Below are 20801 nucleotides of genomic sequence, written 5' to 3'. Positions count from 1 at the left end.
AGCGCCCGTTGCCGCGCGCTTCCTTCCCGCGCGCGCGGCGTTGTAGAGTGCGGTATCCCCCGGAGTGGAGTGGAGCTTATGCGCACGGTACTGGTCGCCAGTTCCAAGGGCGGCGCGGGCAAGACCACGATCGCCACCAACCTGGCGGCGCACTTCGCCCTCGAGGGCAAGCGCACCGTGCTGATCGATGCCGATCGCCAGAAATCCTCCACCCACTGGTGCGAAAAACGCGCCAGCCTCGCCTCGGCAGTGCTGCCGATCGATGGCACCCGGCGCAACTGGGACAAGCAACTGCCCGACGGCATCCAGGCCGCGGTGATCGATGCCCCCGCCGGCGCCATGGCCGACGATCTGGAAAGTTTCCTCGAACGTGCCGACGCGGTGATCGTGCCGGTCAATCCGTCGATGATCGATCTCGAGGCCACCGTGCCTTTCCTCAACACCCTGGCGACACTGGCCCGGGTCAAGAAAGGCAAGCTGCCGGTCGGCATCGTCGGCAATCGCCTCAAGCCCTGGACCTCGGCCTCGCAACAGGCCGTCGCCCAACTTAAAAGCTGGCCCTATCCGGTCGCCGGCGAACTGCGCGACACCCAGGCTTATGTGCTCATGGTCGCTCTCGGCAAGAGCGTTTTCGATTACCACTCCGAACAGATCCGCAGCCACCAGGAAGACTGGGCTCCGCTGCTGAAATGGCTCAAAAAGGCGCTCTGAATGCGAGAACTCATCCTGTTGCGCCATGCCCATGCCGAGCCTCCTGCGCCCGGCACCGAAGATTTCGACCGACCGCTGTCACGTGAGGGCCAGGCGGAGGCCGAGGCTGCTGGCGTCTGGCTGAAGAAGAATGGTTACCTGCCCGACCGCGTGGTGTTTTCGCCGGCACGGCGCACCCGCGAAACCGTCGAGCAGGTGTTGTCGGTGATCGGTGTGGTCGAACAACGCGCCGAAGCGCGCGTCTACGAAGCCACGCCCGGCACGCTGATGCAGATCGTAGACGACCACCGCGAGCTCGGCCGCATCCTGCTGGTCGGCCACAACCCGGGCCTGGAACAGATGGCCGCGCTGCTCAATTCCGGCCAGTCCGGCGATTTTCGCGGCATGCCGGCCGGCGGGATCGCGGTGCTGCGCCTGCCTGCCGATGCGTTGCTGGAACCCGGCATCGCCGAGCTGGCGGCGTTCTGGTGGCCATGAGGCAATGAGCCGGGCGCGTTTCGGCGCGGGCCCAGCCCTGCTGTTCGCGCTATTGACCATGAGTTCCGCCAGCCAGGCACAGGCGCCCGCGTTGGCCTTCGACAGCGCCCGCGCGGTGGCGCGTTTCGACGTGCATCCGCGCGTGCCGATGCGCTCCTCGGGCCGCTTCACCCGCGTCAGTGGCGAATTGCAGGGCGATGCCGGCGGCGGCTGGGTGGTGCATGTGCAGATCGACGGCAGCAGCCTCAAGTACGACGGTCCGGCGTGGATGGGCCGGATCACGCGCTCGGAAGATTTCCTCGCGGTCGATCGCTACCCGGCCATCGGTTTCACCTCGCTGCGCTTCGCCGACAGCCTGCTGCACAAGGGCGGCAAACTGCGCGGCGAACTGCAGTTGCGCGGCCTGCGCCGCGACGTTGGTTTCCAGTTGCTGCCATCGACCTGCGCCCGCCCCGGCCACGACTGCGACATCCAGGTGCGCGGCAGCATCAGCCGGCGCGCTTTCGGCATGACCAGCTACCGGTTGACCCTGCGCGACGACGTCGATTTCAGTTTCAACGTGCGCTTCCGCGCCGAGCCGACCTCATGAAGGGGCTGCCGCGCCTGTTGCTGGTGCTGTTCGCCCTGCAGCTGTCGGCTTGCGCGCATCTTTCCCGTGAACAGAAACTGCAGGCCAGCGACTACGCCGAACACGCACGCAGCAGCGCGATCACCTGTCCGTCCGAGGGCTGCGTATTGCCCTCGCCGCTGCTCGATCTTGGCGATGCCGCCTATGCGCGCACCACGCCGGCCGCGCCCAGCCATGCGGTGATCCTGCTCGACCACGGCCAGGATTCGTTGCTCGCACGCGTGCATCTGATCCGCAGCGCCCGCCACACGATCGACCTGCAGACTTTCCATTTCGACAGCGACGATGCCGGCATCCTCGTGCTCGGCGAACTCAAGGCCGCCGCGCAACGCGGCGTCAAGGTGCGTCTGCTGCTCGATCAGCTCGGCGGCCTGGCCGATCCCGACGTGCAGGCGCAGCTCGCCGCGTTCCACGAGAACTTCGAACTGCGCGTCTACAACCCGGTGTTCGACCAGGCGCGCGTGCAGCCGATTGAGTTCCTTGCCGGCATGCTGTTGCATTTTCGCGACCTCAACCAGCGCATGCACAACAAGGTGATGATCGTCGACGGTCGGGTCGCGGTGATCGGCGGGCGCAATATCCAGGACGAATATTTCGACTGGCACGACACCTACGATTACCGCGACCGCGATCTGCTGGTCGCCGGTCCGGTGACGGCGGCGATGGCCAGTAATTTCGACGCGTTCTGGAACGATCATCGTTCTCTGCACGCTGCCGTCCTCGCCGACGTCGGCAAGGTGTTGATCGCCAACCATGGGCCGCCGGCAATTCCGGAACCGGTGCTGTCGGCGCGGGTGCTGGCGATGCAGGCGGCGGCGCTGGATTCGCCGGCGGTGTTCGCGCGGCTGTCGCCGTATCTGTTCGAAGTCGGCCGCGTGGATTTCTTCGCCGACCTGCCCAACAAGCACGATGCCGCGATGCAAAGTCGCAGCGAGGCATCGAAGGCGCTGCTCAATCTGGTCGCCAGCACGCAGTCCGAGCTGATCCTGCAGACGCCGTACCTGGTGATGTCGCGACAGGCGCGCGGCGTGTTCCGCAGCATGCACCATCGCGAACAGGCGCCGCTGATCTATGTTTCGACCAATTCGCTGGCGGCAACCGATGCCTTTCCGGTGTACGCGATGTCGCACAAGTACAAGCGCCTGTACCTGCGCGAACTCGGTTTCGAGATCCACGAATTCAAGCCGTTCCCGGTCAGCGCGCCGATCGACCTCGCCGCCACCGGCGCGACGGCGGACGCCGGGCAGCCGCTGCCGGCACCGAAAGACTACGACCGCGACAAGGGCCCGGTGCCGCTCAAGCGCGCCGGCCTGCGCATCGGCCTGCATGCCAAATGCATGGTGATCGATGAGCGCATCGGCGTGGTCGGCAGCCACAACTTCGATCCGCGCTCGGATGACTACAACACCGAGAGCATGGTGGTGATCCACGACACGCGTTTCGCGCAGGCGTTGGCGGCGAGCATCCGTGGCGACATGGCGCCGGAAAATGCATGGCTGATCGCACCGCGCGCGAAGCTGCCGGTACTCGCGCAACTCAATTACAACCTTGGCAAGTTCTCGGAAAAACTGCCGATCTTCGACGTCTGGCCCCTGCCCTACGCGACCAGCTACGAACTCAAGCCCGGCTGTCAGCCCCTGCATCCCGGCGCTGCCGACTTCGACAAGTGCTACGACGCGGTCGGCGATTTTCCGGAAGTGAATTTGAGCCTGAAGTCGATCTACACGCGGTTTCTGACCGCGTTCGGCTCGAGTTTGATTCCGATTTTGTGAGGGGTGAGCGGGGAATGGGGAGTGGGGAGACGGGAGACGGACTGAGCGGTGAGCGGTGAGCGTCGAAACTTTGCTCGTCATCCCCGCGAAGGCGGGGATCCAGTGACTTTCTGTTTCGTCGCCCGGGAACACAAAAGCAAAGACGCTGGATCCCCGCCTTCGCGGGGATGACGAAAGCCCATATGCTTTTTCCGCTCACCGCTCACCGCTCACCGCTCACCGCTCACCGCTCACCGCTCACCGCTCACCGCTCACCGCTCACCGCTCAGTCCGTCTCCCGTCCCCAGCCACCAAGCACCGTCGCCGCCCCGCTCCCCCGTCCGCCGCATTGACGGCGCCGGCGCCGGCGCCTAGGCTTCGGGATCTCGCAAACGTCTGTTGGAACCCGCCATGCCTCTCGCCATCAGCTTCGAACTCTCCGACCGCGATCTCGAACACTTCAACCAGGCCATCAAGGCGGCACGCGACAGTGCCGGCAGCAAGAGCACGGACGAGATCGTCGGCGCGGCCAGCAAGCTGCTCGAGGACGCGAACAAGGTCGCCCTGCCCGATTTCATCGCCGAGCGCCTGGACAAGCTCGATGCGCTGATCGCGATGGTGCGGGACGAGGGCTGGGCGCTGGGCGACGACGATCGCCAGCACGTGTTGTCGGCACTGGTGTATTTCGCCGATCCGACCGACATCATCCCCGACAATATTCCGGTGCTGGGCTATTTCGACGACGCGATCGCGATTGAGATCTGCGTGAAGGAACTCAAGCACGAGATCGACGCCTACGACGAATTCTGCGAATACCGCCAGGGCGAAGCGACCCGCCGCGGCATGAATCCGGCCAGCGTCGGCCGCGCCGATTGGCTGGAAGCGCGTCGCGAGGAATTGCAGGACCGCATGCATCGCCGCCGCAATCGCGAGGCCGGCACCGGCTACGGCGACAGCTCCGGCTACGCGCGCAGCGGCTACACCACGGCCTGGCGTCCGGGAATGTTGCGCGTGCGCTGATCGCACCGTCGGCATGAGCAGTCCGTTTCGCCGTCGCCCCAGCCTCGCGCAGATCAACGCCGAGAGCGCGGGGACCGCGATGGAATCGCTGGGCATCGTGATCACCGAGATCGGCGATGATTTCATCCGTGGCACCATGCCCGTCGATGCCCGCACCAAACAGCCGTTCGGCCTGTTGCATGGCGGGTCGTCGGCATTGCTCGCCGAAACCCTGGCCAGCGTCGCCGGCAATCTGTGCATGGACGATCCGATGAAGCAGCAGGCGGTCGGCCTCGAACTCAACGCCAACCATCTTCGCGCCGTCACCGAAGGCCAGGTCACCGGCACCGCGCGACCGATCCATGTCGGTCGCAGCACCCAAGTCTGGGATATCCGCATCGAAGACGCGCAGGGCCGGCTCTGCTGCGTCTCGCGCCTGACCCTGGCGGTCCGCGGCGGCTGACGCGCATACGCCCGCGTCGGGTGCATGCTCTAGAACGCTTCGGGCACAATCGCCGCAATGTCATCCCTTCCTGAAGCGACTACTCCGTCCTTCGACTGGCGCCGGCCGTTGCGCTATCTCTGGCGCGTGCCCTTGCTGCTCCTGCACGCGCTCGTGGGCCTGCCGATCACCCTGGCGATGATCAATCCGCTGTGCGCGCGCATCAGCTTGCGCGGCGAGCGTCTCGACCACTGGGTGATCCGAATCTGGTCGGCTGGCCTGTTGCGCGTATTCGGCCTGCGTTCGCGCCGCTACGGCACGCCACTGCCGGGAGCGGCGCTGTTCGTCGCCAATCACGTCAGCTGGATCGACATCGAACTGATGCACAGCCAGCGCATGATGGGTTTCGTCGCCAAGGCCGAGATCGCCAGCTGGCCGCTGATCGGCTGGGTCGCCAGTCGCGGCGGCACCATCTACCACCATCGCGGCAGCAACGATTCCCTGCATGGTGTGATGCATCAGATGGTCGAGCGCCTGCAGAGCGGCCAGGCCGTCGGCGTGTTTCCGGAAGGCCGCACCACGCGCGGCGACAGCATCGGCGTCTTCCACGCGCGCATCTTCCAGCCGGCAGTGCTCGCCGGCGTGCCGGCGCAGCCGGTCGCGCTCAAATACGGCAACGGTGGTGATGCGCAGACGATCATTGCGTTCGCCGACCGCGAATCGTTTGCCGCGAACATTTTTCGCCTGCTCGGCGAACCGGGTCGCGTCGCGGAAGTGCATTTCCTCGAACCGGTCGCGGCCAGCGAGGATGGCCGTCGCCGCCTCGCCGACACCTGCCGGGAGCGGATCATCGCGGCAATGGCGCTGTGATGCCGACGCGTCCGTACAAGGCGCCACGGCTGCTGCGCAATCCGCACCTGCAATCGATGCTCAGCTCGCTGCCGATGCGTCGCGCCGGAGGCCAGCGCGCCTTGCAACGCAGCGGCGCGGTCAGCAGCGAACACATCATCGATGCCGGCGACGGCGTGCGTCTTGCCGGCACGCACAGCGCCGTGCCCGGTCGTGCGCCACGCGCGCTGGTGCTGCTGTTGCATGGCTGGGAAGGCAGCAGCCAATCGGGCTACATGTGCCACACCGCGGCGCATCTGATCGGCGAAGGCTTCGACGTGTTCCGGCTCAACTTCCGCGACCACGGCGATACCCATCATCTCAACGAAGGCCTGTTCCACTCCTGCCGCTTGGCGGAAGTAGTGCAGGCGGCGAAATGGGTCGCGGAAAATTTTCCGGCGCCGCGTTTTCTCGCGGCAGGTTATTCACTGGGCGGAAACTTCGCGCTGCGCCTGGCGCTGGCGGCGCCCGACGCCGGCATTCCGCTGCTGCATGCCGCGGCAGTGTGCCCGGCGGTGGATCCGTCGGCAGTGATGCGCACGCTCGAATCCGGGCCGGCGTTGTATCACTGGTATTTCATGAAGAAATGGCGCGGCTCGTTGCGCAAGAAGCGCGCGCTGTTTCCGCTTCATCATGATTTCGACGAAGCCACGCTCGCGCAGGACATGCGCGGCCTCACCCACTGGCTGGTCAAGCGCCACACCGACAAACACGACGTCGAGGACTACTTCGCCGGCTATGCCGTCGCCGGCGGCCGCCTGGCCGCGCTGCAGATTCCGGTCAGCGTGCTTGCCGCAGCCGACGACCCGGTGATTCCGATCGACACCTTGAAAGCGCTGCAATTACCGGCGCACTCCACCCTGGAAATCGCCGAGCATGGCGGCCATTGTGGCTTCATCGAAGGCGCGAGCCTGCGCGGTTATTCCGAACGCTGGGTGGCGGCGAGATTGAGTGCGGCGATCGCTTGATTTCGTGGCAGCGGGCAATGCCGCGATTTGATCCGTTTGCGGCGCAACCAGACTTCTGATCAACGCAAGCACGCGGCCTGAGGCGTAGCCTCTGCTGAGGCAAGCTTGATCACGACCACGCGAGTTTCAATGCATCGCAGCGCGCACGCATCTTCGCCAGCAGATCGGCCTGCGCCGGATCCTTGGCCAGGTTGACGAATTCGGTCGGATCGGTCTGCAGGTCGTGCAGGAATTCGTAAGCCGGCTGCTGTTCGAAATAACGCGCATAGACATAGCGCTCGTCGCGCACGCCGATCCATTTCGGGATCGCCGGGTCGTTCATCGTGTGCTGGCAGAGAAAGTCGTGACGCCAGTCGCCGGGCGTCTTGCCCGTCAGCATCGGTCGCAGTGACCGGCCCTGGTAATGCGCAGGACGCGCGATGCCGGCGAGATCGAGCAGCGTCGCCGGCACGTCGACGTTGAGCGCCATCGCATCGACGCCGCCGGCGCCGTGATGGCGCGGATCGACGATGATCATCGGCACACGCAGCGATTCCTCGTAGTGGCTCCACTTGTCGGCGAAGCCGCGGTCGCCCATGTAGTAGCCGTTGTCGGCCGCATAGACGATCACGGTGTTGTCGCGCAGGCCCAGGCGATCGAGTTCGGCCAGCACCTGCCCGATCTGGTGATCGACGCCGCTGATCATCCGGTAGTAGTCGCGCAGGCTGCGCTGGTATTTTTCCGGCGTGTCGAAGCGCCAGAAATAGCGCGTGCGATTGAGCGAGTGCTTGAGGAAGTCCGGCTGGCTGTCGAAATATTTCGGGTCGGCGAGCTTCGGCGGCGGAAACGTCACGTCCGAATACAGATGTTCGGCCCAGGCGATCGGGTGGTATTGCCGTGCCATGTCCTCGTCTTCGGCATGGGTGGCGCTGAAGTTCAACGACAGCAGAAACGGCTGCGCCGGATCGCAGCCGCGCAGATAGGTCAGCGCGTGCTCGACGTTGACCTCGTCGTTGTGGTGCAGGCGGCCATCGGCTCCGCGTTTTTCGATCGGCAGGTCGCGGGGATCGAAGACGTCGAGAAAATTCTTCTGCACCTCGTCCTGCATCTGCACGCCGAACTTGCCGATCACCGCCGTGCGATAGCCGGCTTGTTTCAGCAGCGCCGGGTAGCTGGCTTCGGCAAGCGCGCGCGCGATCGGCGGCGTGTTGAAAGTGAAATGGTGCCGAGTTTCGCTGACGCCAGTGAATAGGCTGGCGCGGCTGGACGGGCAGATCGAGGTGGTAACGAAGGCATTGCGGAACAGCGTGCCCTGCGCGGCGAGCGCATCGATGGTCGGCGTGCGTACGATGCGATCGCCGGTGCAGCCGAGCGTGTCGTTGCGCTGGTCATCGACCAGAAAGAAGACGATGTTCGGGCGTTCGCTGCGTTTTGCGCTGCGCGCGCAACCGGCGGCAAGCAAGGCGGTGCCAGCCGCCGAAGTCGCGGCGAGTTTTAGCAGGCGGCGGCGGCTGATCGGCATGTCGACATGGTCGCAGATCGCGACCAAGGCTAGCTAGAGAATCAGTGGCAGCGACGCACCCAGCAAGGTACGGAAGACCAAGGTCTGCCAGGGAAACCTCTTTGGCGATACGCCGGCAAGGTGCGGTGGACCAAGTCCGGCTAGAGAAACAGCAGCAGCGACACGCCGAGAACGATGCGGTAGATCGCGAACGCGGTGAAGCGATGCGTCTGGATGTAGCCGAGCAACCACTTCACTGCGACGAACGCAGTGATCGTCGCCGCGACGAAAGCCACCGCCAGCGCCGACCAGTCCTCGCTGACGCCGCCGTGCAGCTGTTTGAGCAGCGAGTAGCCGCTGGCAGCGAACATGGTCGGGATGCCGACCAGAAAGGCGAATTCGGTCGCCGCGCCACGATCACTGGTGCCGGCGAGCATCGCCACGAAAATTGTCGCGGCCGAACGCGAGGTGCCCGGGAAGATGCCCGCGACGACCTGCGCCAAGCCGACGCCGATCGCCGCGGTCCAGGAGATATTCGTGTTCGGCGCTTTCTTTTCGGCGACCTGTTCGGCTGCGAGCATCCAGATCGCGCCGATGATCAGCGCCCAGGCGATCGGCTGCACCGCGTCATCGAGTTCGAAGCCGAGTTTTTTCACGATCAGGCCCAAGACCGCGGTGATCACGAACGCGACCGCGAGCTTGAGCGCGTAGTCGCGGTTTTCCGGCCTATGCAGGCCGCTGGCGAGTTGCCAAAGGCGCTGGCGGTAGAGCAGCGTCACCGCAAGGATGGCGCCGGCCTGGATGACGATGTTGAACAACTCCGAGCGCGCGCCCAGCCAGTGTTCGGCGATCAGCAGATGCCCGGTGCTGGAGATCGGCAGGAATTCGGTGATGCCTTCGATGATGCCGAGCAGCAGGGCGGTGAGCAGGTCGTGCATGGCGGGCCGAAATCCGGGGGAGCGCCGAGCGGCGCGACCGCCGAAGGATACGCGAAGGCATCGATTCGCAGAATTGCATATTAATGGGGCAAATTGAAAAGTGGTCGCACCAAAAAGGTGCTCAACTGCTTCGGATCGAAAAATGGAGTTTTTAAAATCAACAACTTGAACTGCTATCGGGCTGGCACGGCGCTTGCTATCGGACAGAGTCCCTTTCCCTCTCGGAGCGCGCCATGTCCTACGAACACGTCCAGAAACTCATCAAAGACCACGGCATCGAATTCGTCGACCTGCGCTTCACCGACGTCCGTGGCGTCCAGCACCACGTCAGCTTCCCGGCCTCGATCGTCGAGCCGGCGTTGTTCGAGGAAGGCAAGATGTTCGACGGCTCGTCGATCTCCGGCTGGAAGGGCATCAACGAATCCGACATGGTGTTGCTGCCCGACGTGAATACCGCGGTGATCGATCCGTTCACCGCCGACCCGACCCTGATCCTGGTCTGCGACATCCTCGATCCGGCGACGATGCAGGCGTACTCGCGCGATCCGCGCGGCATCGCCAAGCGCGCCGAAGCTTTCCTCAAATCCACCGGCATCGCCGACACCGCGTTTTTCGGCCCGGAGCCGGAATTTTTCATCTTCGATTCCGTGCGTTTCGGCAACGAGATGGGCAGCACCTTCTTCGAAGTCGATTCCGAGGAAGCGCACTGGAACTCGAAGAAGAAATACGAAGGTGGCAACACCGGCTACCGTCCCGGTCTGAAAGGCGGTTATTTCCCGGTCGCGCCGGTCGATTCGCTGCACGATATCCGTGCTGAGATGTGCAAGGAACTCATCGCCGCCGGCCAGGAAGTCGAGGTGCATCATCACGAAGTCGCCAACGCTGGCCAGTGCGAAATCGGTACGCGCTTCAACACGCTGGTGCAGAAGGCCGACGAATTGCAGACGATGAAATACATCATCAAGAACGTCGCGCATCGCAACGGCAAGACCGCGACCTTCATGCCCAAACCCCTCGTCGGCGACAACGGCAGCGGCATGCACGTGCACCAGTCGCTGGCCAAGGGCGGCGTCAACCTGTTCACTGGCGACGGTTACGGTGGTCTCAGCCAGATGGCGCTGTGGTACATCGGCGGCATCTTCAAGCACGCGCGCGCGATCAACGCTTTCGCCAACTCCACCACCAACAGCTACAAGCGTCTGGTGCCGGGTTACGAAGCGCCGGTGATGCTGGCGTATTCGGCACGCAACCGCTCGGCGAGCTGCCGCATTCCGTTCGTGACCAATCCGAAAGCGCGCCGCATCGAGATTCGTTTCCCGGATCCGATGAACTCCGGCTACCTCACCTTCACCGCGCTGATGATGGCTGGCCTCGACGGCATCAAGAACCAGATCGACCCGGGCGCACCGAGCGACAAGGATCTTTACGACCTGCCGCCGGAAGAAGAGAAGAACATCCCGACCGTCTGCCACTCGCTGGACCAGGCGCTGGAAGCTCTCGACAAGGACCGCGAATTCCTCAAGGCCGGTGGCGTGATGACCGACGACTTCATCGACAGCTACATCGCGCTGAAGATGGGCGAAGTCACCAAGTTCCGCGCGGCCACGCATCCGTTGGAATACGCGATGTACTACGCGATCTGATCGGCGGATGTCCGGCCCGCCGCAACGCGGCGGGCGTTCTCGAAGGATGCGCGGCAGTGCTGCGCATCCTTCACCCACCCGCTCGAGTACGCGATCTGATCGACATTTCGCAACCCCGATCATTGAAGCCCCCTCTCCCCGCCTGCGGGGGTGAGCGAGCGCGGTTACGAGCCACCGGCTCGTGCGCACGCAAACGCCGGAGCGCCACGCGCGACGGCTGGGGTTGCTTGGTGAGGCAGAGCCGAACCTGGCAACGGGTTGGGGTGAGGGGAGCAGCAAATCGCCAAACAGAAACGGCCCGGAATTCCGGGCCGTTTTTTTGCGCGCAACCGCCACGGCATACGACTATTGCGCCGCTGCCGCCACGTTCGCCGCTGCCGCCGTCGGGCCGATGTATTTGCCGACGAACTCCAGTAGGCGCGCATAGAAGTCACGCTGATGCGGCTCCTGCGCAAGCCCATGGCCTTCGTATTCGTATTCGATCAACTCGGCCGGATGCCCGGCCTTGCTCAGTGCGCGCTTGAGCGCACGGGCATGAATGATGTCGACCCGGCCATCCCATTTTCCGTGCGCAAGCAATACCGGCACGGTGATCTTGTCGGCTTGTTGCACCGGTGAGCGTGCTGCCAGCTCGACCTTGTCCTGGCCGATGGCGTGCTTGAGGTATTCCATGCCCAGGTCGCTGCGGCGGATGCTGCCCCATTTGTACATCTTGGCCAGGTCGAACACGCCCGACAGACCCGCCGCGCAGCGATAGAGGCCGGGCTCGCGAACGGCGCCCATCATCGCGGCATAGCCACCATAGCTGGCGCCATAGATGCAGACGCGATGACCGTCGGCGATGCCCTGCGCAATCGCCCAATGCGTCGCGTCGGTGACATCGTCCTGCATCGCCCGGCCCCACTGCATCATTCCACTCATCAGGAATTCGCGACCGTAGCCGCCGGAACCGCGGAAGTTCACCTGCAGCACGGCATAGCCGTGCGTGGCCAGGATCTGCGCCTCGGCGTCGTATCCAAAACTGTCGAGCACCCCGTAAGGGCCGCCGTGCGGCAGCACGATCATCGGCAGGTTGCGGCCGTCGGCGCGCGGCGGCAGGGTCAGCACTCCGTGCAGCAACTTGCCGTCGCGTGCCTTCAGTTCGAACGCCTGCTGCCTGCCGAGGTTGTCGGCGTTGAGCCAGGGTTTCGCGTGCGCGAGCAGGCTGGCCTTGCTGGTCCGGCGATCGAGCAGATAGAACGTACCGGGGTCGCGATCTCCTGCCGTGAATATCACCAGCATCATGCCGTCGCTGGTCGCGCTCACGACGTAGGAAATCTTGCCGGGAAACGCTTTCTGCAGTTCGCCGATCAACAGCGCGTCCGGGCTCTGCGCATTCCAGAAATGCAGTTGCGGCTGGGTGGGATTGAATATCGCGCCGATCGGTTCGCGACCATCGACGGAGCGGACGATGTGCAAAGGATCCGAGTTGGCATCGCGGAACACTTCGGTGCGCTTGCCGGTGGCGAAATCGTAGCTTTCGATGGCATCCGTGCCGTGTTCGCGTTCGCTGATCAGGAAACCGGTCTTGCTGTCGGGCGCCACGCTCAGCGGTACGACATCAAGTCCGGTCTTGGCGCTGTCGTTGATCAGCGTCCAGCCCTCCTTGCCCTCGTTGTGCACATAGGTCTTGCCGGTGCCGTCGTCCTCCCAGCCCATCGCGAAGCGGACGTTGCCCTTGCGGTCGGTCAGCAGGTTGGTATGCACATCCGGCGCCGCGATCACCAGCTCGCCGATACGCCGCAGCTTGGCGATTTCGGCACGGCGAATTTCCAGCAGGCAGCCGCTCTTGTCGCTGTGTCCGCAATTGCTGACCAGCAGATGGTCGGCGTCGCCGTCGATGGTCGCGACGAAATTGGCCGGCAGCTTGAAGGTGTCCTTGCCGTCGGCGCGGACGATGTACAGCGCCGGATCGACCATTGGGACGCCGATCAGGCCATCGGCACGATTGGCGCCGATCAGCAAGCGGTCGTTGTCCAGCCATTGCAGAGTGTCGACCTCGCCGTCCTTGCCCGGGTCGATGCTGGTGATGACCTGCATGTCGGCACGGCGCTGCACTTCCACCACGGTGCCGCCCGGCAAGCGTCGGGCGATCGCCAGCAGACTGCCATTGGGCGAGATCTCGATCTGCTCGAATTCGGCGCGCCGCAGCAGCATTTGCGTGCCGGCATCGGCGACGACCTCGGCTTCCTTGGCCTTCGCCAATGACGCGGACATCAGAAGAGCGGCAATCAGCCAGGGACGGACGGGGAACATGGGCGGGGTCCAGAAAAAAGCGCCCCGCACTATGCATTCGCGGCAGACATCCGTAAACCGATGCCGTCACACTTCGTACTGGCTTCACCGAGCCGGGCAAGCATCGCGGCATGGAACAGACGGGCCTTCTCCGCGCATCGCCACCGCTGTCGTACGTCGACACCTTGCCCTCACTGCTCGGCGAAGCCCTCGCACTGGTCGGCAAGCAGGCGCGTGCCTGCGTGTTCGCCGGAAGCTTCTTCGCAGTGCTGGCGTTGTCGCGGCATTTACCGCTGGGGCCGCTGCCGCGTTACGACTTCCTGTTGCTGGCGGCGCTGGCGATGCAGGCGATGCTTTTGCGGATGAAGCTGGAAACGCCGGACGAACTCAAGACCATCTGCCTGTTCCATGTCACCGGTCTGGCGCTGGAAATCTTCAAGACGCATCCGGCGATCGCGTCGTGGAGTTATCCGGAATTCGCCTACAGCAAGATCTTCGGCGCGCCGCTGTATTCGGGCTTCATGCACGCGGCGGTCGCCAGCTATCTCGTGCAGGCGTGGCGGCTGTTCGATCTGCGCCTCAGCGACTATCCCGATGCACGCTGGACACTGCTGCTGGCCGCGGCGATCTACGTGAATTTTTTCAGCCATCACTACATCGGCGACTATCGCTGGTGGTTGTTCGCGGCGCTGCTGCTGGTGTTCGGGCGCACGCGATTGCATTTCACGCCTTGGCGAAAGATGTTTTGGTTGCCCCTGCCGTTATGTTTCCTGCTGATCGGCGCCTTCGTCTGGATCGCCGAGAATATCGGCACGTTCTACGGTGCCTGGGTATATCCCGATCAGCAATCGGGCTGGAAGCTCGTGCACTGGGGAAAGATCAGTTCCTGGACGCTGCTGGTGGTGATCACGTTCGTGATCGTCGCCGACCTCAAGCATCTGAAACAGCGGCGCGCGGCAAGGTGGTGACCGCGCAAAAACAGAAACGCCGGGCAAGCCCGGCGTTTCCTTGTTGCCAAGCTCGAGGAATCAGCTCTTCGCTTTGGTGACTTCGCACTTGCCCTTGAGCAGGGCTTCACCTTTCTTGCAAGCAGTCGTCTGCTTGACGGCGACGTTCTTGACGGCAACGTGCCTGGTCGGCGCGGCGATCGGCTTGGCGGCGGTGCTGGCGACCGCGGTCATCGCCGGCTTGGCGGCGGCTGCCGGCGCAGTCGTGGTGGCAGCGAACGCGGCGGTGCTGGCGAGGCAAAGAGTGAGGGCGGCAAGCGTGGTGCGGATGTTCATGACGATCTCCAGTGTCTGATGCGTTGGCGAATCCGGTGCATTTACCGGTGCCGGCAGATTGCGCGTCCAGCGCTGGCGGCGGCGTTGCCGCGCGATGACGAATTGTCCATGTCGGGAAACGCGATGGCGGAAAACGCGATTCAGATCGCCGGGAAACGCAGCAGCACACGCAGGCCGGGTTGCGCCGAATCCAGTCGCAGATCGGCGCCGTGATGGATGGCGATCGCACGCACGACGCTCAGGCCGAGGCCGGTGCCGGGTGTGCCGCGATGGCTTTCCAGGCGCACGAAGCGATCGAACACGCGTTCGCGCTGGTCGCTGGCGATGCCCGGGCCCTGGTCGCTGATCGCGAGCAACACCTCGCCGTCCTGCACGGACAGCGCCACCGCGATTTCGCTGTCGTCGCCGCCGTACTTGATCGCGTTGTCGAGCAGGTTGGAGAGCAACTGGAACAACAGGTCGCGATCGCCGGCGATGCTTGCCGGCGCGATTTGCGTGTGCAGGCGCTGGCCGCGCGTTTCCGCCACCGCCTGCCACATCTCGACGGCATCGAACAACACCTCGTCGAGGGCGATCGCATCCAATGGATGACTGTCCTTGCTCTCGATCTTGGCCAGGCGCAGCAGGCTGTTGAATGTGCTGATCAACTGGTCGGCCTCGCTGATCGCCGCATCCACCTGCGTCTGCGTCGCCGCGTCGCGCGAAGCCAACCGCGCCTGTTCGAGTCGCGTCTTGAGCCGCATCAGCGGCGTGCGCAAGTCGTGCGCGATCGCATCGGTGGAAAACTGGATGCCGCCGACCAGGTCGTGGATGCGGTCGAGCATGCGATTGAGCGTGCGATCCAGACGCGCGAAACCATCGTCGCCACCGCGTTCGGGCACGCGCTCGCGCATGTGTCCGGCGGCGACGCGGTCGACGGTGTCCAGCGGTGCTTCCAGCGCCAGATCGACGCCGCGGCGCATCAACCAGCCGAGCAGCGCCGTCAGCGCTGCGAGCAGGCAAAGACTGGTGGCGCCAAGACGCACGACGAGTTCGCGCAAATGCTGTTGCTCGCCGGTGACATGGCCGGTCATCAACAGGTCGCCGTTCGGCAGGTCCTGCACGAACGCCAGCACTTCATCGGTATCCTCGTTCTTGCGCCAGGGGAAACGCACCCAACCGCGCTTTTTCCACAGCGGTGCCGGCAATTCCTCGGCATGACCGGCGAGCACGCGTCCGGTCTTGTCGGCGAGCAGATACACCGAATCCCAGTTGGTCGGCTCGTTGACGCGGTCGTCGATGGTGTCGCTGAGCTCGGTGCGGCCACCGGCGCGATAGATTTCCAACAGGCCGGCGTGTTCGACCTGCACGTTGCGATGGGTGTCGCGCTCTACCAGGCGATCGAAGGCGAGCATGCTGATCGCGCCGACCACGGCGAACGCCAGCAGCAATCCGAACCCGAAAGTCCAGACCAGGCGATTGAGGGTGGCGCCGCGCGATGACTGCATGGATCAGCGCAGCCCGCTCAGGTGCGCAGGCCGAGCAGGTAGCCGGCACCGCGCACGGTATGCAGCAACTGCGGGCCACGATCCTTGTCGATCTTCTGGCGCAGCCGCGAGATGTGCACGTCGATGACATTGGTCTGCGGGTCGAAGTGATAATCCCAGACCGCCTCGAGCAGCATCGTCCGCGTCACCACCTGTTCGGCGTGGCGCATCAGGTATTCGAGCAGGCGGAACTCGCGCGGCTGCAGATCCAGCGATTGCCCGCCGCGACGCACGCTGCGCTTGAGCAGATCCATCTCGAGATCGGCGACGCGCAGCCGCGTCAGGGTTTCCGGCCCGCCGGCCTGTCGCCGCAGCAGGCCTTCGAGCCGCGCCATGAGTTCGACGAAAGCGAAAGGCTTCGCGAGGTAATCGTCGGCGCCGCTGCGCAGGCCTTGCACGCGCTGCTCGACGTCGCCCAGCGAGGACAGCATCAGCACCGGTGTGCGATGGCCGCTGGCGCGCAAGGTACGCAGCAATTCCAGGCCATCAAGCCCGGGCAGCATGCGATCGAGCACCAGCGCGTCGTAGGTTTCGTGCGTGGCCAGATGCAGGCCGTCGGTGCCGGTCGCAGCATGGTCGACGCCATGGCCGGCTTCGCGCAGGCCCTTGGCCACGAAATCGGCGATCAGCGGCTCGTCCTCGACCAACAACACGCGCATGGCTGTTTCCTTGTTGAGGAGATCGACGGTGATCCACGCGCCGGACGAGTATCTGTCATCGCTGCAAAGCGTCCGCATTGGACCAACGCGTCGACGAATCCTAGCCGATTGCAGCCAATCTGCTGCCGAGCGCGTGGCCGATGCCTGTAAGAATGATTACAAATCATTAACTTATGCCTCGACAGCAGACGTTTTTGGACAGAACGAAACGCCGACGCTGCGATCCGGTAGCAGAAACAGGCCGCCTCGCATCGGCGACGGCGCAGACCACCGTGGCACAATCGCGGGCACCCTGTGTTGCGAAGGATTCGGATGAACGAGGCGGTTGGTTCGACCACGATCGCGTCGGCAACCGTCGGCGCAGGCCTGTTTTCCAGCCCCTGGCGGCACCGCGAGTTGCTTGTCGCACTCGTGAAGCGTGAGGTGCTCGGGCGCTATCGCGGCTCGGCGATGGGCATGCTGTGGTCGCTCCTCAATCCGATCTTCATGCTGGTGGTCTACACCTTCGTGTTCGGCCTCGTGTTCAAGACGCGCTGGCCGGGCGGATCGGGGTCGCGCAGCGAATTCGTCCTGCTGCTGTTCGCCGGCCTGCTGGTGTTCAATGTTTTTTCCGAATGCGTGCTGCGCGCGCCGCGGCTGATCGTCGACAACGCCAACTACGTCAAGAAGGTCGTCTTTCCGCTGGAAATCCTGCCCTGGGTGACGCTGGGTGGCGTGTTGTTCCACCTGCTCGCGAGCGTCTCGGTCTGGATGGTCTTCCATCTGGTACTGGTAGGCGCGCCGCACCTCACGGCGGTGCTGCTGCCGCTGGTATTGCTGCCCCTGATCCTGGTCACGCTCGGCGTGTCCTGGACACTGGCGGCGCTGGGCACCTATCTGCGCGACATCCAGCAGATGGTTGGCGTTTTCGTATCCGCGTTGATGTTCCTGTCGGCGATCTTCTATCCGGTGACGGCGTTGCCGGAAAACTACCAGGCCCTGCTCCGCCTCAATCCCCTGACGCTGGTGGTCGAGCAGGCCCGGGACGTGCTGTTCTGGGGCGTGGTGCCGGACATCGCGACCTGGTCGATCGGACTTGCGGCATCGATGGTGATCGCCTGGTTGGGCTTCGCGTGGTTCCAGAAAGCGCGCAACGGATTTGCCGATGTCCTCTGAAATCGCCATCAAGGTCGACGGCCTGAGCAAGTGCTACCCGATCTACGATAAACCCCGCGATCGTCTGCGGCAGATGCTGGCACGCAAGGACCAGCGCCATTACCGCGAGTTCTGGGCGCTCAAGGATGTTTCGCTGGAAATCTTCAAGGGCGAGACGATCGGCATCATCGGCCGAAATGGCAGCGGCAAATCAACCTTGCTGCAGTTGATCTGCGGCACAGCCACCGCTTCCAACGGCAGCGTGCAGACGTTCGGCCGGGTGGCGGCGTTGCTGGAGCTGGGCTCGGGTTTCAATCCGGAATTCAGCGGCCGGGAAAACGTCTATTTGAACGGGATGGTCCTGGGCCTGACGCAGGCGGAGGTCGACGCCCGTTTCGGCGAGATCGAAGCCTTCGCCAACATCGGCGATTTCATCGACCAGCCGACCAAGACCTATTCCAGCGGCATGCTGGTGCGGCTCGCGTTTGCGGTATCGGTCTGCGTCGAGCCCGATATCCTGATCGTCGATGAGGCGCTGGCCGTCGGCGATGCCTCATTCCAGTTCAAGTGCCTAAACCGCCTGGAAGCGTTGACCAGAAATGGCACGACGCTGTTGTTCGTCTCGCACGACATGAGCATGGTCAAGCGTTTCTGCCATCGCGTGCTCTACCTGCAGCAAGGCCAGGTGCGCGCCAGCGGCACGCCGCAGGACATGGCCGAGCTCTATCTGCTCGACATGCGCGACGAGCAACGACGCTGGGCCAGTGGCGGCGCCATGCCGGTCGCGCAAAAACCGTCGCTGCACGACGAAGGCGGCATCGCTTTTGGCACCGACGAGGGCAGCGTCCTTGCCGCGAGCTTCGTCAACACCGGCCATGATCACTCGAGCTACGTGCAGGGCGAACAGGTCACGGTCCGCGTCGAAGTCGCGTTTCGCGAAACGGTCGACCAGCCCAATCTCAGCCTCACCATCCAGGAGGCGCGACTGCTGGTGATTGGCGGCGGCAACTTTGCCCTGCAGCCGGAGCCAGCTGCTGCTGGTTGGTGCCGCGCCAGCGCCACGTTGCGTTTCCGTGCCGGCCTCGCCGCTGGTCGTTACCACATCACACTCAAGCTGATGAACGGCCGCAGCGAGGACACATCGCAGCTCATCGAAAAACAGGTGGCACTGCTGGCCTTCGATGTCCTGCCCGGGCAAAGCGATTTCCTCGGTATCGTCGATCTGGGCGTGGAGGCGATCGCCGATCACGAAACCGATGCCGGTCGATCCGAGGTGACCGCACGCCGGCGCCACCCTGCGGAGCAACGTTGATGGCGCGTGCCTGGCAAATCGCGATCGTCGGAACCTTCGACGTCGAAAATTATGGTGATCTGCTGTTCCCGATCATCGCCGAGGCCGAGCTGAGCCGTCGCCTCGGCGCAGTGACGATGCATCGGTTTTCCTACCACGACCGCACGCCGCCAGCTTGGCCGTATGCGGTGACATCGCTCGCCGATCTGCCGCAGTGCAGCCAGCAACTTGATGGCCTGCTGGTCGGCGGTGGTTTCATCCTGCGCTTCGACAAAGTCGTCGCGCACGGCTACGGGCCGCCATCGCCGGACATCCATCATCCGACCGGCTATTGGTTGACGCCGGCGCTGCTCGCCATCGAGCAGGGCATCCCGGTGATATGGAATGCGCCCGGCATGCATTGCAATGAAGTACCCGCGTGGGCGGCGCCGTTGCTGCGCCTGGCGCTTGCGAACAGCGCCTGCATCCGTGTCCGCGACGCACTGACGCAGGAAACGCTGGCCCGTGTCGCGACGGACGCACACATTTCCGTATTGCCCGACACCGCGTTCGGCCTGCCGCGATTGCTCGATCCGCAGCAGCCCTCGGCCGAATTCGCGCGCATCGCCGCAGCGGCAGGTCTTGGTGATCGCTATCTGGTGATACACGCGATCGCCGGCCTCGAGCCCTTCCTGCGTCTGATCAGGCAATACCCGCAGCAATTTTCCGACTACCAGTTGTTACTCCTTCCGATCGGTCCGGTGCTGGGCGATCACGCGGCCGTCCTCGGCGACGAGCTGCCGCGTGCGGTGCAATTGCCTTCCTGGCCAGCGCCGATGCTTCTGGCTGAGCTGATCGCCAATGCGCAGGCCGTCGTCGGACACAGTTACCACCTCGCGATCACCGCGATCGCGTTCGGCGTGCCGGCGTTCTGTTCGGCCGATCTCGGTGTCGGCAAGTACACCGCGCTGGCGGCCTTCGAATCGGTTTTCCCGCTGCCTGCGGACGACGAGCCCGACCCGCGCTGGATCCTCGACCGTATCGGCAGGAAGTCGCCGTCGGCAGCAGCGCAGCAGGCGGCCGGGCAACTCGTTGAATATTGGGATGAGGTCGCGGATGTCCTGCGTGCTGGGCGCAGCGCGACGCCGCCGGCATTCCCGCGTTTTTGGCAGGATCTGCCCAATTGGTTGGAGTCCGCGGTCGATCGCCAGGAGACGCTTGCGGACGATCACGCGCACCGCGAGCAGGCGTTGCTTGCCGATCTCGCCCACGCCCACGCGCAACTCACGGCATCCGCCGCCGCACTGGACGAAACGGGGCATCGACTGGCGCTGATGACCGCAGCAAAGGACGAAGCAGAGCATCAGCTCGCGCTTCAACGGGCTGCGGAAGCGGCGAGAATCACCGCGCGCTTGCGTGCCCTGCTGCGCGGCTTGAGAAAACCCGTGGAGAATGACGAACGATGATCGACCTGAGCAGACTCGACCCGAGCGCCATGCAAACGCAACCCTTCCGCTGGGCGCGGATCGACGGACTGTATTCGCCCGATGATGCGGCCGCACTGGCGGCGTCCTTTCCCGAAGACGGTTTCAAAACCGTCAAGGGCTATGGCGGCGAGAAAGATTACGAATACGAAGCGCGCGCGCTGATTGGCATGGGCGCGGAGGAAATCAACGGCGGCGATACGCTCAGCGACGCCTGGCGGCGACTGGCGCAGGATCTGCGTTCGC

At 64.2% G+C, this 20801-nt stretch carries 21 protein-coding genes; 15 read left to right on the top strand and 6 right to left on the bottom strand.

The features are described from left to right. Positions 1-78: 78 nt before the first annotated feature. The 8 genes from VKM35_RS09130 (at position 79) to VKM35_RS09095 (ending at position 6864) form a co-directional block, all read left to right on the top strand. Positions 79-711: a ParA family protein gene (locus tag VKM35_RS09130; RefSeq protein ID WP_324320627.1), complete on the top strand. Its 633-nt coding sequence runs from the start codon at positions 79-81 to the stop codon at positions 709-711. Then, a complete protein-coding gene (locus tag VKM35_RS09125) occupies positions 712-1188 on the top strand; it encodes a histidine phosphatase family protein (protein ID WP_324320624.1) in 477 nt (158 codons plus the stop codon). A gap of 58 nt (positions 1189-1246) precedes the next feature. Beyond that, complete coding sequence (locus tag VKM35_RS09120; RefSeq protein WP_324320622.1) at positions 1247-1777, top strand: YceI family protein; 531 nt, start codon at positions 1247-1249, stop codon at positions 1775-1777. After that, on the top strand, positions 1774-3588 hold the full coding sequence (locus VKM35_RS09115) for a phospholipase D family protein (protein WP_324320620.1): 1815 nt from the start codon (positions 1774-1776) through the stop codon (positions 3586-3588). The genes VKM35_RS09120 and VKM35_RS09115 overlap by 4 nt, the downstream gene beginning before the upstream one ends. A gap of 390 nt (positions 3589-3978) precedes the next feature. Next, the gene (locus tag VKM35_RS09110; RefSeq protein WP_324320618.1) at positions 3979-4587 is read left to right on the top strand and encodes a YkvA family protein; all 609 of its coding nucleotides are present in this window, start codon (positions 3979-3981) and stop codon (positions 4585-4587) included. Positions 4588-4600: 13 nt separating this feature from the next. Then, positions 4601-5029 (top strand): hotdog fold thioesterase, encoded by a 429-nt coding sequence (locus VKM35_RS09105; protein ID WP_324320616.1) that lies wholly within the window; start codon positions 4601-4603, stop codon positions 5027-5029. Between the two features lie 57 nt (positions 5030-5086). After that, the gene (locus tag VKM35_RS09100; RefSeq protein ID WP_324320614.1) at positions 5087-5878 is read left to right on the top strand and encodes a lysophospholipid acyltransferase family protein; all 792 of its coding nucleotides are present in this window, start codon (positions 5087-5089) and stop codon (positions 5876-5878) included. After that, on the top strand, positions 5878-6864 hold the full coding sequence (locus tag VKM35_RS09095; protein WP_324320612.1) for a YheT family hydrolase: 987 nt from the start codon (positions 5878-5880) through the stop codon (positions 6862-6864). Before VKM35_RS09100 ends, VKM35_RS09095 begins: the two co-directional genes overlap by 1 nt. A gap of 109 nt (positions 6865-6973) precedes the next feature. Here VKM35_RS09095 and VKM35_RS09090 read toward each other — a convergent pair whose 3' ends face one another. Next, complete coding sequence (locus VKM35_RS09090; RefSeq protein ID WP_324320610.1) at positions 6974-8365, bottom strand: sulfatase; 1392 nt, start codon at positions 8363-8365, stop codon at positions 6974-6976. 140 nt (positions 8366-8505) lie between these two features. Continuing rightward, entirely contained in the window at positions 8506-9282 is a 777-nt protein-coding gene (locus tag VKM35_RS09085; RefSeq protein WP_324320608.1) for an undecaprenyl-diphosphate phosphatase, read from the bottom strand. A gap of 233 nt (positions 9283-9515) precedes the next feature. Here VKM35_RS09085 and glnA point away from each other — a divergent pair, with 233 nt between their 5' ends. Continuing rightward, positions 9516-10925 carry a type I glutamate--ammonia ligase gene (gene glnA / locus VKM35_RS09080; protein ID WP_324320606.1) on the top strand — a complete coding sequence of 470 codons (1410 nt, stop codon included), beginning with the start codon at positions 9516-9518 and terminating at the stop codon, positions 10923-10925. 345 nt (positions 10926-11270) lie between these two features. Here the strand turns inward: glnA and VKM35_RS09075 are convergent, their stop codons facing one another. Next, positions 11271-13220, bottom strand: coding sequence for a S9 family peptidase (locus tag VKM35_RS09075; protein WP_324320604.1), 1950 nt, complete (start codon positions 13218-13220; stop codon positions 11271-11273). A 110-nt stretch (positions 13221-13330) separates the two neighbouring features. Here VKM35_RS09075 and VKM35_RS09070 point away from each other — a divergent pair, with 110 nt between their 5' ends. Continuing rightward, positions 13331-14167: a DUF817 domain-containing protein gene (locus tag VKM35_RS09070; protein ID WP_324320602.1), complete on the top strand. Its 837-nt coding sequence runs from the start codon at positions 13331-13333 to the stop codon at positions 14165-14167. Between the two features lie 60 nt (positions 14168-14227). Here the strand turns inward: VKM35_RS09070 and VKM35_RS09065 are convergent, their stop codons facing one another. The 3 genes from VKM35_RS09065 to VKM35_RS09055 form a co-directional block, all read right to left on the bottom strand. After that, positions 14228-14482 (bottom strand): hypothetical protein, encoded by a 255-nt coding sequence (locus VKM35_RS09065; RefSeq protein WP_324320600.1) that lies wholly within the window; start codon positions 14480-14482, stop codon positions 14228-14230. Positions 14483-14622: 140 nt separating this feature from the next. After that, positions 14623-15969, bottom strand: a complete 1347-nt coding sequence (locus VKM35_RS09060; RefSeq protein WP_324320598.1) for a HAMP domain-containing sensor histidine kinase — start codon at positions 15967-15969, stop codon at positions 14623-14625. 17 nt (positions 15970-15986) lie between these two features. After that, positions 15987-16667, bottom strand: coding sequence for a response regulator transcription factor (locus tag VKM35_RS09055; protein ID WP_324320596.1), 681 nt, complete (start codon positions 16665-16667; stop codon positions 15987-15989). On the opposite strand from VKM35_RS09055, the gene VKM35_RS09050 reads away from it, so the two are divergent. The 5 genes from VKM35_RS09050 to VKM35_RS09030 form a co-directional block, all read left to right on the top strand. Continuing rightward, positions 16666-16983: a hypothetical protein gene (locus VKM35_RS09050; protein WP_324320594.1), complete on the top strand. Its 318-nt coding sequence runs from the start codon at positions 16666-16668 to the stop codon at positions 16981-16983. The two genes, VKM35_RS09055 and VKM35_RS09050, sit on opposite strands and share 2 nt — an antisense overlap. Further along, positions 16980-17822, top strand: coding sequence for an ABC transporter permease (locus VKM35_RS09045; RefSeq protein WP_324320591.1), 843 nt, complete (start codon positions 16980-16982; stop codon positions 17820-17822). Before VKM35_RS09050 ends, VKM35_RS09045 begins: the two co-directional genes overlap by 4 nt. After that, complete coding sequence (locus VKM35_RS09040) at positions 17812-19113, top strand: ABC transporter ATP-binding protein (protein ID WP_324320589.1); 1302 nt, start codon at positions 17812-17814, stop codon at positions 19111-19113. The genes VKM35_RS09045 and VKM35_RS09040 overlap by 11 nt, the downstream gene beginning before the upstream one ends. Then, entirely contained in the window at positions 19113-20537 is a 1425-nt protein-coding gene (locus VKM35_RS09035) for a polysaccharide pyruvyl transferase family protein (RefSeq protein ID WP_324320587.1), read from the top strand. Before VKM35_RS09040 ends, VKM35_RS09035 begins: the two co-directional genes overlap by 1 nt. 29 nt (positions 20538-20566) lie before the next feature. Then, the coding region (locus tag VKM35_RS09030) for a hypothetical protein (RefSeq protein WP_324320585.1) at positions 20567-20801 on the top strand (235 nt) is incomplete at its 3' end.

It is taken from the genome of Arenimonas sp. (assembly GCF_035312645.1).
In the GTDB taxonomy this organism is placed as follows: domain Bacteria; phylum Pseudomonadota; class Gammaproteobacteria; order Xanthomonadales; family Xanthomonadaceae; genus Arenimonas.
Note: the sequence above shows the minus strand (reverse complement) of the source record. Positions and strands in the feature narration are given on the sequence as shown.

Excerpts from the sequence above, each read along its gene's own strand:
- VKM35_RS09090 (WP_324320610.1), bottom strand. The coding sequence starts at position 8,365 with ATGCCGATCAGCCGCCGCCGCCTGCTAAAACTCGCCGCGACTTCGGCG.
- VKM35_RS09040 (WP_324320589.1), top strand. The coding sequence starts at position 17,812 with ATGTCCTCTGAAATCGCCATCAAGGTCGACGGCCTGAGCAAGTGCTAC.
- VKM35_RS09100 (WP_324320614.1), top strand. The coding sequence starts at position 5,087 with ATGTCATCCCTTCCTGAAGCGACTACTCCGTCCTTCGACTGGCGCCGG.
- VKM35_RS09130 (WP_324320627.1), top strand. The coding sequence starts at position 79 with ATGCGCACGGTACTGGTCGCCAGTTCCAAGGGCGGCGCGGGCAAGACC.
- VKM35_RS09050 (WP_324320594.1), top strand. The coding sequence starts at position 16,666 with ATGGCTGTTTCCTTGTTGAGGAGATCGACGGTGATCCACGCGCCGGAC.
- VKM35_RS09045 (WP_324320591.1), top strand. The coding sequence starts at position 16,980 with ATGAACGAGGCGGTTGGTTCGACCACGATCGCGTCGGCAACCGTCGGC.
- VKM35_RS09035 (WP_324320587.1), top strand. The coding sequence starts at position 19,113 with ATGGCGCGTGCCTGGCAAATCGCGATCGTCGGAACCTTCGACGTCGAA.
- VKM35_RS09095 (WP_324320612.1), top strand. The coding sequence starts at position 5,878 with ATGCCGACGCGTCCGTACAAGGCGCCACGGCTGCTGCGCAATCCGCAC.
- VKM35_RS09065 (WP_324320600.1), bottom strand. The coding sequence starts at position 14,482 with ATGAACATCCGCACCACGCTTGCCGCCCTCACTCTTTGCCTCGCCAGC.
- VKM35_RS09055 (WP_324320596.1), bottom strand. The coding sequence starts at position 16,667 with ATGCGCGTGTTGTTGGTCGAGGACGAGCCGCTGATCGCCGATTTCGTG.
- VKM35_RS09120 (WP_324320622.1), top strand. The coding sequence starts at position 1,247 with ATGAGTTCCGCCAGCCAGGCACAGGCGCCCGCGTTGGCCTTCGACAGC.
- VKM35_RS09110 (WP_324320618.1), top strand. The coding sequence starts at position 3,979 with ATGCCTCTCGCCATCAGCTTCGAACTCTCCGACCGCGATCTCGAACAC.
- VKM35_RS09105 (WP_324320616.1), top strand. The coding sequence starts at position 4,601 with ATGAGCAGTCCGTTTCGCCGTCGCCCCAGCCTCGCGCAGATCAACGCC.
- VKM35_RS09115 (WP_324320620.1), top strand. The coding sequence starts at position 1,774 with ATGAAGGGGCTGCCGCGCCTGTTGCTGGTGCTGTTCGCCCTGCAGCTG.
- VKM35_RS09125 (WP_324320624.1), top strand. The coding sequence starts at position 712 with ATGCGAGAACTCATCCTGTTGCGCCATGCCCATGCCGAGCCTCCTGCG.
- VKM35_RS09075 (WP_324320604.1), bottom strand. The coding sequence starts at position 13,220 with ATGTTCCCCGTCCGTCCCTGGCTGATTGCCGCTCTTCTGATGTCCGCG.
- VKM35_RS09070 (WP_324320602.1), top strand. The coding sequence starts at position 13,331 with ATGGAACAGACGGGCCTTCTCCGCGCATCGCCACCGCTGTCGTACGTC.
- glnA (WP_324320606.1), top strand. The coding sequence starts at position 9,516 with ATGTCCTACGAACACGTCCAGAAACTCATCAAAGACCACGGCATCGAA.
- VKM35_RS09085 (WP_324320608.1), bottom strand. The coding sequence starts at position 9,282 with ATGCACGACCTGCTCACCGCCCTGCTGCTCGGCATCATCGAAGGCATC.
- VKM35_RS09060 (WP_324320598.1), bottom strand. The coding sequence starts at position 15,969 with ATGCAGTCATCGCGCGGCGCCACCCTCAATCGCCTGGTCTGGACTTTC.